Origin of the sequence: Photobacterium swingsii, assembly GCF_024346715.1 — a bacterium.
Taxonomy (GTDB): domain Bacteria; phylum Pseudomonadota; class Gammaproteobacteria; order Enterobacterales; family Vibrionaceae; genus Photobacterium; species Photobacterium swingsii.
In genome coordinates this window covers 1,119,827-1,134,788 of the sequence record NZ_AP024853.1, presented here as the reverse complement: position 1 = coordinate 1,134,788, position 14,962 = coordinate 1,119,827, and the positions used below count along the sequence as shown (strand labels likewise).

Annotated in this window: 17 protein-coding genes; 8 read left to right on the top strand and 9 right to left on the bottom strand. The window is 41.6% G+C overall.

Going from position 1 to position 14,962, the window contains the following annotated elements; all coding sequences use genetic code 11:
• Positions 1-192: 192 nt before the first annotated feature.
• Positions 193-480, bottom strand: coding sequence for a putative quinol monooxygenase (locus tag OCU77_RS22400; RefSeq protein ID WP_048897453.1), 288 nt, complete (start codon positions 478-480; stop codon positions 193-195).
• Between the two features lie 224 nt (positions 481-704).
• Positions 705-884 carry a MerR family transcriptional regulator gene (locus OCU77_RS22395; RefSeq protein WP_048897454.1) on the bottom strand — a complete coding sequence of 60 codons (180 nt, stop codon included), beginning with the start codon at positions 882-884 and terminating at the stop codon, positions 705-707.
• Positions 885-1,266: 382 nt separating this feature from the next.
• Here OCU77_RS22395 and OCU77_RS22390 point away from each other — a divergent pair, with 382 nt between their 5' ends.
• On the top strand, positions 1,267-1,761 hold the full coding sequence (locus OCU77_RS22390) for a hypothetical protein (RefSeq protein ID WP_048897455.1): 495 nt from the start codon (positions 1,267-1,269) through the stop codon (positions 1,759-1,761).
• A 308-nt stretch (positions 1,762-2,069) separates the two neighbouring features.
• Here the strand turns inward: OCU77_RS22390 and OCU77_RS22385 are convergent, their stop codons facing one another.
• Positions 2,070-2,606, bottom strand: coding sequence for a zinc-ribbon domain-containing protein (locus tag OCU77_RS22385; protein WP_048897456.1), 537 nt, complete (start codon positions 2,604-2,606; stop codon positions 2,070-2,072).
• 357 nt (positions 2,607-2,963) lie between these two features.
• Between OCU77_RS22385 and OCU77_RS22380 the strand changes: the two genes are divergently transcribed.
• The 4 genes from OCU77_RS22380 (at position 2,964) to OCU77_RS22365 (ending at position 6,251) form a co-directional block, all read left to right on the top strand.
• Positions 2,964-3,623: a hypothetical protein gene (locus OCU77_RS22380; RefSeq protein ID WP_048897457.1), complete on the top strand. Its 660-nt coding sequence runs from the start codon at positions 2,964-2,966 to the stop codon at positions 3,621-3,623.
• Between the two features lie 167 nt (positions 3,624-3,790).
• Complete coding sequence (locus OCU77_RS22375; protein ID WP_048897458.1) at positions 3,791-4,264, top strand: hypothetical protein; 474 nt, start codon at positions 3,791-3,793, stop codon at positions 4,262-4,264.
• Positions 4,265-4,446: 182 nt separating this feature from the next.
• Positions 4,447-5,388, top strand: coding sequence for a lipase family alpha/beta hydrolase (locus tag OCU77_RS22370; protein WP_107302577.1), 942 nt, complete (start codon positions 4,447-4,449; stop codon positions 5,386-5,388).
• Positions 5,389-5,393: 5 nt separating this feature from the next.
• Positions 5,394-6,251, top strand: coding sequence for a lipase secretion chaperone (locus OCU77_RS22365; RefSeq protein ID WP_107302578.1), 858 nt, complete (start codon positions 5,394-5,396; stop codon positions 6,249-6,251).
• A 16-nt stretch (positions 6,252-6,267) separates the two neighbouring features.
• Here OCU77_RS22365 and OCU77_RS22360 read toward each other — a convergent pair whose 3' ends face one another.
• The 3 genes from OCU77_RS22360 to OCU77_RS22350 all read right to left on the bottom strand — a co-directional run bounded on the left by OCU77_RS22360 (position 6,268) and on the right by OCU77_RS22350 (position 9,326).
• Positions 6,268-6,969, bottom strand: a complete 702-nt coding sequence (locus OCU77_RS22360; RefSeq protein ID WP_107302579.1) for a lipoate--protein ligase family protein — start codon at positions 6,967-6,969, stop codon at positions 6,268-6,270.
• Positions 6,956-8,266, bottom strand: coding sequence for a lipopolysaccharide biosynthesis protein (locus OCU77_RS22355; RefSeq protein WP_048897461.1), 1,311 nt, complete (start codon positions 8,264-8,266; stop codon positions 6,956-6,958). The genes OCU77_RS22360 and OCU77_RS22355 overlap by 14 nt, the downstream gene beginning before the upstream one ends.
• Positions 8,267-8,426: 160 nt before the next feature.
• Entirely contained in the window at positions 8,427-9,326 is a 900-nt protein-coding gene (locus OCU77_RS22350) for a LysR family transcriptional regulator (RefSeq protein ID WP_048897462.1), read from the bottom strand.
• A 266-nt stretch (positions 9,327-9,592) separates the two neighbouring features.
• Between OCU77_RS22350 and OCU77_RS22345 the strand changes: the two genes are divergently transcribed.
• Positions 9,593-10,480 carry a DMT family transporter gene (locus OCU77_RS22345; RefSeq protein WP_048897463.1) on the top strand — a complete coding sequence of 296 codons (888 nt, stop codon included), beginning with the start codon at positions 9,593-9,595 and terminating at the stop codon, positions 10,478-10,480.
• Positions 10,473-11,327: a bifunctional helix-turn-helix domain-containing protein/methylated-DNA--[protein]-cysteine S-methyltransferase gene (locus OCU77_RS22340; protein ID WP_048897464.1), complete on the top strand. Its 855-nt coding sequence runs from the start codon at positions 10,473-10,475 to the stop codon at positions 11,325-11,327. The genes OCU77_RS22345 and OCU77_RS22340 overlap by 8 nt, the downstream gene beginning before the upstream one ends.
• Positions 11,328-11,371: 44 nt before the next feature.
• Here OCU77_RS22340 and OCU77_RS22335 read toward each other — a convergent pair whose 3' ends face one another.
• Complete coding sequence (locus tag OCU77_RS22335; RefSeq protein ID WP_048897465.1) at positions 11,372-12,247, bottom strand: LysR family transcriptional regulator; 876 nt, start codon at positions 12,245-12,247, stop codon at positions 11,372-11,374.
• Between the two features lie 143 nt (positions 12,248-12,390).
• Between OCU77_RS22335 and OCU77_RS22330 the strand changes: the two genes are divergently transcribed.
• Entirely contained in the window at positions 12,391-13,467 is a 1,077-nt protein-coding gene (locus tag OCU77_RS22330) for a linear amide C-N hydrolase (RefSeq protein WP_048897466.1), read from the top strand.
• Positions 13,468-13,564: 97 nt separating this feature from the next.
• On the opposite strand, the gene OCU77_RS22325 is transcribed toward OCU77_RS22330, so the two are convergent.
• Together OCU77_RS22325 and OCU77_RS22320 are read right to left on the bottom strand one after the other, a co-directional pair.
• Positions 13,565-14,707 (bottom strand): PcfJ domain-containing protein, encoded by a 1,143-nt coding sequence (locus OCU77_RS22325; RefSeq protein WP_048897467.1) that lies wholly within the window; start codon positions 14,705-14,707, stop codon positions 13,565-13,567.
• A 9-nt stretch (positions 14,708-14,716) separates the two neighbouring features.
• A complete protein-coding gene (locus OCU77_RS22320) occupies positions 14,717-14,956 on the bottom strand; it encodes a hypothetical protein (protein ID WP_146156697.1) in 240 nt (79 codons plus the stop codon).
• Positions 14,957-14,962 lie beyond the last annotated feature (6 nt).

Genomic DNA, 14,962 nt, shown 5'->3' with positions numbered 1-14,962 from the left:
AAAAGTGCTTGGGAGTCGTCACTATAATTGGGTGTATTCAGTAGGATGAGATAGAAATGAGGTAAGGTATTTCAATCTCATAAAATGTACCGACTACAGTTTCATCTAAACTATAATCGATACAAATCACATTTGATTTAATGTCACCCCTTTGTGGCGCTTGGCTCATTATTTAGCGAGATGACGGTTTGGTTAGCTGATTTTAGTCATTTCATTTAACGTAAATGATGCGACGCAACCTTCGGTTGCGGCCATGTAGTCGGCAAGGTGGTTGTTAGCCATATGTGTTTGCCACAACTCACGTGAACTCCAATTTTCATAGAAGGTAAAGTGTGTTGGATTTTCATTGTCTTGGTGTAAGTCGTAATTGATACACCCCTCTTCTGCGCGTGTTGTGTTGATGAGTTTTACCAGTTCTGTTTTAACCAGCTCGATATGGTCATCTTTAGCAACAATATTCGCAATTATGGTAAGGGTCATGCTGATATCCTTCTGTGGTGCCTGTATTTACTTATGCTGACTGTTAAAGTAAATAATAGGAGGTATTTTTTATGTGATAAATAGCGCTAGATTTGAATGTTTATCAAAAAATAATGGAGAATATAAGCTGTGTTATGACCAAGCAGTTAATAGCTCGATACCTTTATGCTTAGACCAACTGTGTCGGGTACAGTGCGGCTCAATGGTTGAACCGCACGTTAGTATTAAGCTTTTGCCCAGTGACGAATAGTTTTGATTTCCTCAGCATCAATATTTAGTGACTCTAAAAATGCTTGGTGTGCCTCTGGCTCCATTGCTTCGAATTGTTGATGCCAATTCTTCATGTTTTCATCTGTAAGACCAGCAGCTTTCATGATTTCTACCCAGCGTGTTTTATTTAACATGTGTTACTCCGATATAGTGATTTTAGTTTATAAGTGCATCGGTCATAGAAACAAAATTATTGAATGAAGTGATTGCTTCTCAACCGAGTTCTGTATTCTCAACCCTTACCTCATAGACGGGTCAACAGCTATTTCCGCATTTTCCACTTATTTATTGTCTGTGATTTTTTCTGGCGTAGTTAATGGTTTTAGACATTTGGTTTTAGTATTAATGTAATTTATCTAATAGAGAACCTCGATCTAGACGATATGTTAAAAAAGCATGCTGGATGACAGATAAAAGCCTACCATTTCACGATAATTAAATTCATTCAATATATTGATATATCAATGAAACCTTCATAAATAGTAATGAAGGCTTCATTTTGAGTAGAGGAAGAAAGTGAAAAGAGCGATAAAGAAATCTATCCCTATTTTTATTGTTGTGATGACATTTTTTACTATTGCTAGTGAAGAGGAAAGTGCCGAACGTTCCAGTTTTGGTGAGCCATTTACGTCATTATCGTTAACCAAAAGTATCGATCATAAGGGGCAAGTGCGTTTGTATAGTGCTGAAATAAATAAGACGAAGGATAACCAACAAACCATTTTTATTGGATACATGGAAAGTAAAGTGGATGTCTGCGAGTTAGATAAACCGATGGAAGATGAAATTTACATGGTTAACGGTATGCCTGTTGAAATGATTGTTTATTGCCACGCAGCTCCCCAAGGAAATGAATCGTTAGCTGAACCAAAAAATCAGCAGGGTAGGGATTATTTATATGGGCAGTTTCAATTGGAAAGCTTAGTGCTAATTGATTTTTCTGGCGGCACGACAACACTCAATGCGAAAGGGTTTCTTAAATCGTGGCAATTGCCTGATCGTAGAAAATAAGATCAATATCTTCTTGTATATGATCCATCCTGTTTATTAATTTACCTATCTTTTGAGTTATCTCTCTTACTATTACACTGCTTATTTATAATGTGTTAATTTTTATGAGTTAATACATTAACTTTTGTATTATCAGTTATTTAATGAATAAAAAATCCCAGGAAGCATAAGCAACCTGGGAGTGGTCTCATCATGATTTAAGATGAAAAAGTATATGATTAACAAAGTGTTGTGCTAGAGCATGTATCATGTTGCGTCCATAGGACAGAACTCAATTTACTTTATAAAGTGTCATCTAGGTAGCTTCTTTAAGTATCTAAATTGCGTTTCCTCCAAATACTTTGACCTAGTTTACTTTGGGAACGGCACCCAGGGCACCCTCCTGCATGTCGGATATTTCCGATTGTTACCCGCCATTGGTGACCACACTTTATGCATTCATGCAAAATGGCAGAGCCAGAACCTCGGTAGTCTTCAAGAGGGCGAACGGAAAGTTCTAGACAGTTTTTTATATACTGCTCTTGACTATGACGACAGCTACGATTACTGCGCTGTCGAGCACACCGTGGACAACCGTGTCCACCGCTGGTGATATTATTGGGCTTGGTTAAAAACTCATGATCACAAATAAGACACTGATGTTTCGTTTTCTCATCACCGCCTACAAACGACCCTAGACGTATTATTTTGCGTTCTTTTAGTCGAAAGTCATGAATTTCACGCTTCATGCGTATGGGTGTACATGCTTTTACTTTCCCATTGCCAGTGGCCCATTCAGGCCAACGCTTAGACCATCCATTTCCATATTCTTGCATTGCAATTTCGAGTTGACGTGAAAAATCCATAGATACCTTAATCTAATTTGAGTGAAGATTTACTCCTATACAAAAAATAGCTCTCTGCTATATAGATTAAATATTACCCAATGAAATAAAGAAGGGCGAAATAGGACCTATTAGTCAGACTTAACATAGAGTGCAATCACGTTAATTTTGATTAAGCGCGGCAGTACATTATAAGTGGTAGCAGTAGCAGAGTGATCCTAAATAAGGGCTATTAGCCTTACTTATAGGTTCTTATTTACGTATTTAAAAATCATTATGCATAATTTAGGGCTATTGAGGCGAATACCAAGCACTGTATTTACGCTGTGTAAGCATAGGTGTTATTTGCTGTTGAGTTAAAATAAATTTGTAGGGTATATGAATAAATCTAAATCAGTATTGCTTATTGTAGCGGCTATATTTTCTGGTAGTGTTTTAGCTGATAATAAATTAAGTGGATTATTAGAGTTTGACCATAAGTTTAATACAAGCGGTTTAGCTGAACCTGCTGTGACGGGGTATAAAGTTGGTGTGGGTTATGATGGTTTTAATGCCTCTTTCAAAAGTCTATCCCAAAGTACCGAAACCAATCTAAGCTACCAGTTTAATAAAGATGGCTTAGTTCAGTTTACTCCTGAACTTGAATATGAGCAGAAAAACAATGCTGTTAATGTTGTTAAAGGCGGTTTAACGGTATCAGGTAGCCCGTTTAATGGTTTGTTTGATAATGGTTTCCGTGTTCGAGCAGATATTGAAATTGAAAAAACAAATAATGAGCGCTCGAAACAGATTCGTTTAGATTATTATGCAGGTAAGCAACTTGATGCATTCTATGCTCAAGCAAAAGTTATCGGTGTAAAAGAAATGAATAACACCCTAGGCAAGAATTTACACAAGGATCAGTGGGTAAACTTAGAAGCTCGCGTAACAATGACTGAATATGATTTTATGCCGTTTGTGGAACTTTCAAGTGAATATTCACAAGTAACAAAAGGTTATGAAACTTATGCTAAGCTCGGGGCAAGCTATAATTTCTAATTTCTAATTTCTATTCTAGCTAAAAGTCGGCCATGGTTGGCCGACTTAACGTTTTTGTTGAAAATACATGATCTCATGATGCTAGAAGTCAATAGTTGCATCTATTCTTAGAATTACTATATAAACACTGTACGTTTGTTAAAGATATTAATTGTTTGTGGTGAGTAATGAGTAATAAAGGATTGTTAGCGCTGTCATTTGTACTTTGTACGACTAATAGTTGGGCTTCAAGCTTGTGTCGCACTGGAGAGATTGAATCTTTTTCTTGTCGCATCAAAAGTAAAACCGTTTCAGTGTGTGCAGCTAAGAATGATCAATTGATTTATCGCTATGGAAAATTAGGTGCCATAGAGTTAACTTTAGTTTCACCAGTTCACTTTAGTGCAACCAGCTATAGTGGTGGTGGGGAGGGACATTTAACATTTAAAAATAACGCTTATAAATATGTCATATATTCAGGAATCATGAATGGCGAATGGATAGATGAAGAGTTGGGGAAGCGAGAAAAAATTGAAGTTGCGGGTGTTTACGTAATAAAGGATGACGATGTGTTGGCTGATTTAAAATGTACCGGATCGGATGACGACAAAGCTATTCGCTACCTCCCTCCCCATGAACGAGAAGAGTTCATGTATTATTAAAATAATACCTATTCAATGAAGTGATTATTTAATAGCAAGTATCTATTGTCATATTGTTAGTGGCACAGCAGTTACGCATTAAAAGTATTTGTTTGATCACATTTATGTCACTTAATCATATATGCATCAAATCACATGCTAACGTTATTTTACTCATCGGATCTCTTACAGGGAGAGTAAAAGTGAAACGTTTATTAATTACCTTCATTCTTTGCATATTATCAATATCAAGCTACGCAAGTAGCAGTGCTACGGCAGCCAGCCAAAAAGGTTATACCGAAACTAAATATCCCATTGTATTGGTACATGGTTTATTTGGTTTCGATACCCTTGCTGGTATTGATTATTTTTATGGCATTCCTCAGGCCTTAAGCAAAAGCGGCGCAAAAGTTTATGTCGCACAAATTTCGGCAACGAATAGTACGGAATTGCGTGGCGAGCAATTATTGGCGCAAGTGCAAAATGTACTCGCAATAACAGGGGCGGAGAAAGTCAATTTAATTGGGCATAGTCATGGCGGGCCGACAGCGCGTTATGTTGCGTCTGTATCACCTGAACTCGTAGCATCGGTAACAAGTATTGGCGGCGTCAATAAAGGCTCACGTATTGCGGATATAGCGCGAGGAACTATTCCCGAAGGTTCTATTTCGGAAGGTGTAGCCGTGAAATTAGCTGAAGGGTTAGTGTCGCTGATTAACTTGCTTTCGGGTGGAGGGGATTTACCGCAAGATCCTCTTGCCTCATTAGCCGCATTAACGACAGAAGGTTCGTTGAAATTCAACCAGAAATACCCTGAAGGCGTGCCATTAACCGAGTGTGGTGAGGGAGATTATGTTGCGTCTAATGGTGTTTATTATTATTCGTGGACGGGTACTCGTAACTTCACCAATGCACTAGATCCAACTGATGCGGCTATGGTAGTGCTAGGTTTAGCGTTTGATGAACCTAATGATGGTCTTGTTGGGCAGTGTAGTACGCATCTAGGAAAAGTGATTCGTAACGATTATAAAATGAATCACCTTGATGAAATAAACGGCTTATTGGGTGTTACCCATTTGTTCGAGACAGCACCAACGACTTTGTATCGCCAGCACGCTAACCGCTTACAACTTCAGGGGCTCTAATCACAATGAAAAAGACCGTACTGTCACTATTATGTATTGTTGGAGTTGCCTGTGCGGTCTATTTCAACCTTGATGCATCTTCTGAAATCACGGAAGTTCAGGTTCAGTCGCAACGAGATACCAATATCGATAAAGATTCGGCGCGAGAGACGTTTGATTACTTTCTCGCAGGGTTGGGTGAGGAAGACTTGATGACATTACAAGCAAACTTTTTGCGCTTCAATCAAGAACAAGCAGAGAGTTATCAGCTTGATGAGGATTTATTTAAACGCTTTATTGAATATCGTGCTTCCTTAGCCGATCTTGAATCAGGCGCTTTTCAAAGCCTCGATTTGAACGTCTTGCAGCAACTTGATGATCAGTTACTTGCTTTACAGTTGAGGTATTTTTCAATAGCCGAGCAGCAGACTTTGTTTGCAAATGAAAATGCGATGCGCCAACTTGCGCTTACACAGTTGAGATTAAAAGAGCAATTTAAAGATAAAGAGACTTATCAACAAGCGTGGCAACAAGAGCTTGATCAGCTCTCACCAGATTTACAGCAAGGCTATCGTAATGCCAGCCTGCTAACAGAACTTCATGATACGCAAGCCTTAGATGACCAAGACCGATACCTGCAGCAACAAGCTCTAGTGGGGACTGCCGCTGCAGATAGGCTGGAACAGCTTCGTCTTGATCGCAAAGCTTTTCAACACAAGCTGGACAATTACTTAGCGCAGCGTGCGGACATTGCTGCGGATCTGACTCTAGATGCTGATGCGCAGTTAATAGCTATTGACGAGTTACGCCGCCAGACGTTTTCTGAAAATCAACAGCGTCGAGTACGCGCCCTAGAGTCGATGGAGAACCTTCCGAAGAGTTAGCTTGCGTGTCCTGTTTTCAGGCATGCCTGATGAAGGCTTGGCTTAGCTGTTGAAATAGTGAATCAACACTGGGAAGTGTTGGTAAATGTGCGTACAAAGGCGTATGCACTTTCGCATCAATCACGGTTGAATTCCCGCAAACTTGGTTATAAAAGTTCACGGGGGTAACAATGTCTTCTAGGTCGACATCGAGCAGGATACAGGCTTGAGACAGCACAATCTGGCCACCGCCTTTTTTGAGTAAAACACGCTGGGCGGTTCCTACTACCTTTTGTTTATTGATATTGAGGTTGTAGTCACCATCACAGTACGAACCCGGCGTGGCGTGAATATCTACGTCGACACCAAGCCCTTCAAAAAACAGGCTTAGAACATGACACAACTGCAAGTAAGCTTTCTGAATATTGTAAGGCTCTTTGCCGGGCCAATGATAAATGTGCGACAGGTTAATGATCCCCGGCAATTGGGGAACTGGCGCGCCACCTGTTTTGCGTGATGTGAGTTGCCAACCTTGTGCCGCTAAGCTTTGTTTAGATTGCTCTGTAACTGGCCATTTATTTCCCGCGGGTAAAACAAGTGTGGGCGTTTTTGCTTGCCAAAGCATCAAGGCCTGCGCAATCTCACCTGCCTGTATTTGCTGCAATAATTCATCTTCTTTTTCAAAAGCGCGGTCAGCATCAATATGTGGATAGCGTACGAGTTTGTTAGTTAACGTCAATGCACTTTTCCTCTACCGTTTGCTGTTGACATAATATTTGACGTTCAGCAAGGGTTGATAAGATAAACATCATCATATACCCCAGTCCTAATGCAGCAATGATAGCCACCACATTATTGGTAAATAGCGATAAACCGTAATAGCCAATGACTAAGCTGACAATACCACTTAAGCGAATAACGAGGCTCTGTGTAAAGTGCCCATGTGCTTTAATATAAGCCAGTTGGTAGGCATTGAGCATCATGAAAATAAAGAAAATAGAGAAGTGGAATAATACTGGAATAGCTCCCTCGTACTCTGCAGGAAATACCCAAAGTACAATCGGTTTCGCCCACATTAGCATGATGCAAAAAAAGAGCGCGGAGACGATAAAAGAGAGCTTAAAAACCCAACGACGGATTAACTTTATTTGTTCATGCTGTTTTTTACGTACGCATACAGCAAGTTCCGGTAAGACAAAGCGGTAAATAGGGAAGACAAACAACATGGTCATATAGGTAAAAATAGGGCGAACCACGACCTGAAAATCACCGAGTTCATCAATACTGAAATGGCTAATGGTAAGTAGTACCGTGATATATATCATTAAGATGCTCGCCCCTGCTTCCAGTGAGGCTGTAAAGCTCTTCTTAACATAATTGATCAGTGTTGGATCTAGTTGAACGGTTGAAAGTGGCTTGGTTGCTATCTCTTTTCGGCGACGAATATACATAAACCCTGCGACGGCAAGGGAGGATAACGTCATGCTATAGAACAGTGATGAAAGAGGGGGTAATTCGATCACATAGAAGCAGAATAGGAAAAGTACGGCATTCGCTAATGGATCTAGCCAAGTCACTTTGTTTGAAATACTGTAAAGCCGATACATGGCAACAAGGTTGGTGAAATACACCTTGAGCCCCATACTGAATATGATCCCAACCAACTGATAATAGCTAACGTTGATATTCAGTTCATGCTTGATATAGGGAATGACCAGCCCCCAAGTAATTAAGACCATAATGATCAAACTAAATCGGAAAATATTGATGATATCGCGATCATTCTTTGTTTGGCTGTAGCTGACGACCATGGATGAGCGAAAGCCTGTCATTAGGATCAGTGACAAAGAAATGATATCCACCACACTATGAAATAGTGCCAGATCTTCTTTAGCGACCCACTGCGCTAGCCAAATTTTGAAGATAAACCCAATGGATATACTGGCGAGCGTTGCAAAAATGCCAGTGATAAATGCTTTTTTAAGCCGCGTGAGTGTGTCTTCTTGTGGTGAGTTTTGAGCGTCTATCTTTTCCATGGTACTGACAACATAACTGATGATGGTTAGATACTACTTGATTCATCATGCTAGGTACTACAGAAGCAAGAATAAAACTGAAAAATAATTATTCGCATTTGGTGGTCGGTGCGAGCAAATCCCCAATATGCGTTTTAGTGTATGCGTAATAATTTTAAGCTTATACAGTCGTGTTATCAGCAAGCTGGTGGTGATGTTTAAACGCATCAATCACCTTGGCGCCATGATGAGAGTGGGTCAGTCCATTACGCCAGCACAGCTCGATGCGGCGATCGATACTATTGGGTTCAAAATCGCAATGGAGAGTGGTTAATTGGTGTTGCTCAATGTCGGTAGCCACACATTCTGCGGGTAAGAAGGCAAAGCCTTTGCTGTATTTTAACATAGCAACTAAGGGCTGAATGTCTGAGAAAACGCTATAGAGTGGGCTAAACCCATGACTATTTGTATCATCTTGTAGGCTGCCTGCCTCCCCCCAAATTAACTCGCGGTACTGACTTAAATCCTTGGTTGTCACTGACATCAAGCTGGCCAGTGGGTGAGCGGGACTACAGGCTAATACTTCGTTATAAAAACCTAAGCGGCAGTATTCGAAATGGAGATGATGCAGTGTATCGGATTCATTAATGATAATGATGTCGGTATTGCCTTGGGTTAAGTCAGCCTCAAGTTGATGTTTTTCTTCGCGATAAACTTCAACACTGAGATGTGGAAGGTCGAGTGCGAGTGCCAGTGGCTGCGTGAAAGCATGCTCAGGGATATAGTTCTCGATGCCTATGGTCAATACCGTAGGTTCATTATGAGCGATCATTTCTGCGTGTTGGACGAATTGATCAAATTGACTCATGGTATGAGTGAGAAAAGGCAGTAAACGCTCTCCTTCTATGCTCAAGCGTGTCTTGTTGCCTGTCCGCTCAAAAATCGTTACTCCAAGATCTATCTCTAAATCTGAAATCCATTGGCTTACCTGAGGTTGCTTTTTCCCCAGTTTTCTCGCTGCTGAGGAAATAGAACCTGTTTCGATGGCCAACAGTAGCGCTTTCAAATGGAGAGAGTTCATTGGTAGTGCCGCTCTTTTGTTAGTGGTTTTATCTATAGGGTAAGGGATTTATTTTAAGAGTCACTCGGTGAATGGAAAAAAGCATTTAATTATTTGAGCTATTTTGAATTTGAGGGAGCTATCTGTAGTGGTACGGACTCTTGTAAAGAGGCACCGCAAAGAGCCGCTACGAAGATAAGGCGAGTAGGCAATTGCGCAAGAATCGGGTTGAGGAATGAAAGGGCTTCATTCACAGTTAATGATAACGTTACGAATGGAAAATACACATGAACAGCTTTTTTCGATTAATCATGTTAGCGGCAATATGGGGTGGGTCTTTTCTCTTTATGCGCATTTCAGCCACCCCTTTAGGCCCTGCCGTGCTGATTGAAGCACGTGTCGGATTCGCTGCGGTGACATTATTGATTATTGCTTTCTATTTGAAAAAACAGCTCAACATGGTGGAGAACGCCAAACATTATTTTACTTTGGGGCTGTTTAATACCGCCTTGCCTTTTTTGTTGTTTGCTTATGCTGCGCAGTCTTTGAATGCGTCGACTTTGTCGATATTTAATTCCACAGCACCGATTTGGGGGGCCATTATTGGGGCGATTTGGACTCGTACAGCACTTACCAAACCTGTGTTATTGGGGCTTGGACTTGGTGTTATTGGTGTCAGTGTTTTAGTGGGCTGGGAAGCCATGAGCATAGGGGAGAATGCCATTCTTCCTATGATGGCAGCCATCGGTGCGGCGGTCAGTTATGGTATTGCCACTAACTACGCGAAACATGCACCAAGTGTTGAAGCCTTTAATAATGCGCATGGCAGTATGTGGGCATCGGTGGTGCTGGTATTACCGCTCATTTTCTTCTTACCAGCCCGAGAAGCGCCAACGTCAGAAATTGCGATGGCGGTTATTTTATTGGGCGTGGTTTGTACGGGGTTAGCGTATTTATTGTATTTCCGTTTAGTCAGTGATTTAGGACCATCCTCTGCGTTGTCGGTAACATTTCTTATCCCTGTTTTTGGTATCTTATGGGGACATCTTTTCTTAGATGAAGCGATTGGTTTTAATACTGTTATCGGGTCAATTTTTGTCATTACAGGCACTATGTTAGTGACGGGCTTTTCACCACGTCAATTTTTCCAACAGAAGGCGGTACAAGGTGAGTAATTCAGAGAGTCATCGTCATTATCATGTCGTTGAGCAAGCGATAAACTTTATTCATCGCAATTTTGAACATCAGCCAACCTTGGCTGAAATTGCACAATCTGTTCATATGAGCGAGCATCATTTACAACGGGTATTTTCTGAATGGGCGGGGATCTCGCCTAAGCGTTTTTTGCAGGTTGTGACCAAGCAAGCGGCATTGGATGCATTAAAACAAACCCGAAATTTAATGGAAGCAAGCCAATCAGTAGGCCTATCGGGTACCAGTCGATTGCATGATTTGATGGTGACGTGTGAAGCCATGACACCGGGTGAAATTAAAAAAGGTGGGCAAGGGGTCAGTATTCAATATGGTGTTGTCGTCACCCCCTTTGATGAGGCTGTGATTGCGTGGACAGACCGTGGTATTTGTTTTCTTCAATTTGCCGATAACCATGAAAAAAACATGATTGATGAATTATACCGCCAATGGCCAAACGGGACGTTCAAGATTAATAGTGAACAAGCACAGGCATATAGCGATACCATATTTTCTGTTGAACCGGATAAAAAGTTGGCAAGAGGCAAAATTCATTTAGTGCTGAAAGGCACGAACTTCCAAGTGAAAGTATGGGAGGCGATGATCAATACCCATTCGGGGCAACGATTGTCTTACTCTCAAGTCGCGCAATTAATGGGCTCACCTAAGGCGTCACGAGCCGTCGGAACGGCATTGGCCACTAACACGATTGGTTATTTGATCCCGTGTCATCGGGTGATCAAAAGTAATGGCGAACTGGGGAACTACCGTTGGCGACCTAACAGAAAAGCGGCTATTTTGGCATGGGAGAACGTCGCGAAAGATAAATAAAATCGAGGCTTTTATTCATTTTATCTTTATTAAATTTAGCATTTCTAATGCACAGGCAACGCGCGTACACCGTCGATAAACATCTGCATAGCTGGATTCATCGCTTTTTCTTTTAGCCAAGTGAGATCTGCATGCCAGTTTGCGTAGGTGTCACCTTGTTCTTGGTTCTGAATAACGTCTCCTTTCGCTAAGGCTTCTTCACAAACAAATTTGGGTAAGTGTCCCCAACCTACGCCTGCTTTAATCAAGTTGAGCAATTGGGGAGCATTGTTACAAAGCATATAGCGGTGACTGAGCACATCAGCATCACGCATGCCGATATCGTGTAAAAAGGTGAAAGTCAGTTGTAACTTATCAGCGAGATCGCGTTGTGACGCATGTGGTATGAGTGACCATTGTGGGGGAACGACACGGATCACTTCAAAATTATACCCTTTGCTAACGACCATTTCTGCCGGCATATTTATGGTACTAAACATCAACCCAATATCCGCTTGTCCTGAAAGTACCCACCCCCTAACTTGCAAGGTATCACCATTTAGCACTTTTAAAGTGAGATATGGGTATGCCTTAAGAATATCGGCCATCAGATTATCTAAGGCGGGTTCTACCAAGCTTGTATCTATCGCGAGAGTGAGTTTATCGGGGATCCCTTGCAACAAACTATCGACCTTAGCGTCAAAATGCGCCGATTCTCGTAACATTGAAAGGGCAAAGGTATAAAGCTGCTTTCCCTCATGAGTTACCTCTATCGATTTGGCATGACGAGTAAATAAGGTTAAACCAGTATCAATTTCTAGGTTATTGATTTGCTCTCGTAATGTTGAAACGTGTTTACCGATATGGCGCGCCGCTTGTGCCATGCTTTTTTGCTCAACGGTAGCAACAAACGCTTGGAGTTGGTCTAACGAGATAGCCATGCTAATCCTCATATACGGTAATATTAAAGGGGGTTCCCCTATGCTTAGCTGCTTTTAGATTAGAGTAACTTGGCGATAATAGCTACATTGAAAGGGCATGAACGTCCTTACTGAATAAGGCTATTACTGTTGAGGGTTAAGTTATGAAAAACTTCAAACTGAATAAATTCGCCACTATTTTTATTGCTGCGACGGCATTTGCAACTGTAACGTCAACGGCACATGCTTGCTCGAGAATTACACTTGATACGCCACACGGTGTCTCGACAGTGCGTTCACTTGATTGGGGTGATCAACTTGGCAATGTAACTCAAGTCAACCCTGTCGGTATTGAGCGAATGAGCGCAGAAACACCGAGTTATGAGAAAACCATGCAGTGGGAAACAAAATATCACAGCGTTGCACAGCGTGAATATGATGTTTTCCATGGTGTCACATCTGATGCCATCAATGAAAAAGGCTTAGCAGCATCATTACTTTATATGTATGACTCACAGCAATTTATCAAAGACTATAAAGACTCTGGTGCACCAGCGGTTAGCTTTCTTAATGTAATTGATTATCTGGTTGAGAACTATGCAAGCGTTGATGAAGTTGCCGCAGCTTTTAATGACAACGCATTCCAAATTGCTTGGGCCGATGGTTTACATGGTACGCAGCACGGTTTGCATATTTCGGTTCAAGATAAAGCGGGTAACATTGCACTTTTCCAATTGAACAAGGGCGGCAAGATGGTGATGCACCGTGGTGATGTCAAATCAGATCTTCGTGTCATGGCCAACGCGCCGCTGCAGCAAGAACACCGTGCGTATGTGGAAAAGGTAGATTTAACCGATTTAGCAGCGAAAGACATTCCATCATCAATTTCATCGCTTGATCGTAACTTACGCGGCTTGTTTAACACCAGTCACATAACACTAGAAGAAGGCAAAAGCTGGGCACAAACGCGCGGTAAATTATTGAGCACTTTTAATGCGGGCAACCTTGTGCCACAAGACTTGATTGACCCTGTGAATGGTGAAACTTACGCGAGCTGGACCCAGTTTGTTTATAACCATGATAACGGTGATTTCTTGTTCACCAATTATGATACTCGTGAGCAAATTGGCTACAACTTTAACGATACGCTCGCTTTTACAGAAACCATGTGTGCAGACACGGTAAAGCAAGCATCTGAAGGTTTGAATACGGTCATGTTTAGTAAGTGTAAGTCGATGTAGGTATCTGTTAATTTTAAAGAAAGCAATCCCCATGAACTGATATGCCGTTCATGGGGATTGCGCGCTGAAAGCAGATAAACAGCCATACCTGAAAGGTTTATGCACTGTTTTTCTTTGAATACCAACTTTGACGGCAGTGGCTAAACCAAGCGTGAACAAGCTGTCGACTTTCTTCCGATGGCAGGGCATTTTTAACCCCTGATATTTGGTCTATCTCAAATGGGAAATGTCCCCGAGGAAGGCGGCGTATCCCTATGGTGAGGCGTTCAGGGTGCAGCATACGAAATGCGCAATATTGTCCAGAGGTAATGCGGCTGTGATAGACCGAAATACAATGGCGCTGCTTTTGCCCTTCTTCGACTAACGCTGCATAGTCTTTGATGGGAATAATGTGACTTGTTCCTTTGAGTGGTAGATCGTAGAGCACTTCATGATCTATGGGTCTTAATCGCTTACTATAAATTCGTTGATTGCGCTGATCTGTCCAATTGTCATGCAGTTGCTCTAACGCAGCTAATGATGGCTGTCGAACAATATGAGCTATCGGGTCATGAATGCCAAGATCGCGCCCGAGCATTAATACATCTTGAAAAGTGGCTAAGCCACAAGTGCGGTAACCTCGCTGCTCATCGGCAACGGCAAGTCCTAAGCGACTTCCGGTAAGGAAGGGATGGATTTGGTCGAGCACCAGATTGTTGTACTCAATTGATGCGTAATGTTTAAATTTTAGGTAGCGCTGTTCTTTGGCATTAAGTAAACGAATGATGTGTTCTAGCTCGTTACCTTGAGAGAAGTTGATATTCAGGCGATCTAAAAATTTAAGCGATGCTTTTCGCCCATCAAACCCTAACGCTTGTAGGATGCAGCGTTGCCCTAATTGACACAATCGCAGTGCACTCTCATTATCCACGCGAAAGCGATGGCATACCAAGACTAAGATAAGAGGGCGGCTTTCTAATATTTGCGCTGCAGCCGTTGAATTGGCGGCTAACCACAGTAATTGATATTGGTATTCAGGAAAGGGGTCGGTGATCGTTAAATAATGCTGTGGGATTTGTGAAAGCCATGCACCATCAAGGTCATATTGCGCCACAAAATTAAAGCCAATTCCTAAGCCACCGTCTAACGGTGTTTTTTTATTTGGGAACACGCGATAGCCACAAAGCTTGTCATGCCAACTGCTTAATTCGATATCAAAGTCATAGCCAAGTTCGGTGGTTGATATAGTTAATGCTGTCATGTTGAGCCCTTATTTCCGTTTCGCTTTTTTAGCCAGTGTACGTTTACGCTTTTGTTTATCTTTATTGGTGGCGTTTTTTTCATGCTGCCCCCATGATTGAAAACCACAGCGCTTCATGATGGCTTTGCCTTTCGCACTGTTGATGAATGCCCTTGCTTTTTCTCTATATCCACAGCCTGCATGACTTCCCCCTGATGCGTTGCGAACAAGTGCTATATTAACCACCGAAGCGACATAATGTGTCGTCATGGTGTT

Bases quoted from the DNA above. Each gene is read 5' to 3' on its own strand.
- OCU77_RS22395 (WP_048897454.1), bottom strand. From the start codon at position 884: ATGTTAAATAAAACACGCTGGGTAGAAATCATGAAAGCTGCTGGTCTT.
- OCU77_RS22355 (WP_048897461.1), bottom strand. From the start codon at position 8,266: ATGGAAAAGATAGACGCTCAAAACTCACCACAAGAAGACACACTCACG.
- OCU77_RS22335 (WP_048897465.1), bottom strand. From the start codon at position 12,247: ATGGCTATCTCGTTAGACCAACTCCAAGCGTTTGTTGCTACCGTTGAG.
- OCU77_RS22400 (WP_048897453.1), bottom strand. From the start codon at position 480: ATGACCCTTACCATAATTGCGAATATTGTTGCTAAAGATGACCATATC.
- OCU77_RS22350 (WP_048897462.1), bottom strand. From the start codon at position 9,326: ATGAACTCTCTCCATTTGAAAGCGCTACTGTTGGCCATCGAAACAGGT.
- OCU77_RS22320 (WP_146156697.1), bottom strand. From the start codon at position 14,956: ATGACGACACATTATGTCGCTTCGGTGGTTAATATAGCACTTGTTCGC.
- OCU77_RS22385 (WP_048897456.1), bottom strand. From the start codon at position 2,606: ATGGATTTTTCACGTCAACTCGAAATTGCAATGCAAGAATATGGAAAT.
- OCU77_RS22365 (WP_107302578.1), top strand. From the start codon at position 5,394: ATGAAAAAGACCGTACTGTCACTATTATGTATTGTTGGAGTTGCCTGT.
- OCU77_RS22325 (WP_048897467.1), bottom strand. From the start codon at position 14,707: ATGACAGCATTAACTATATCAACCACCGAACTTGGCTATGACTTTGAT.
- OCU77_RS22380 (WP_048897457.1), top strand. From the start codon at position 2,964: ATGAATAAATCTAAATCAGTATTGCTTATTGTAGCGGCTATATTTTCT.
- OCU77_RS22375 (WP_048897458.1), top strand. From the start codon at position 3,791: ATGAGTAATAAAGGATTGTTAGCGCTGTCATTTGTACTTTGTACGACT.
- OCU77_RS22345 (WP_048897463.1), top strand. From the start codon at position 9,593: ATGAACAGCTTTTTTCGATTAATCATGTTAGCGGCAATATGGGGTGGG.
- OCU77_RS22330 (WP_048897466.1), top strand. From the start codon at position 12,391: ATGAAAAACTTCAAACTGAATAAATTCGCCACTATTTTTATTGCTGCG.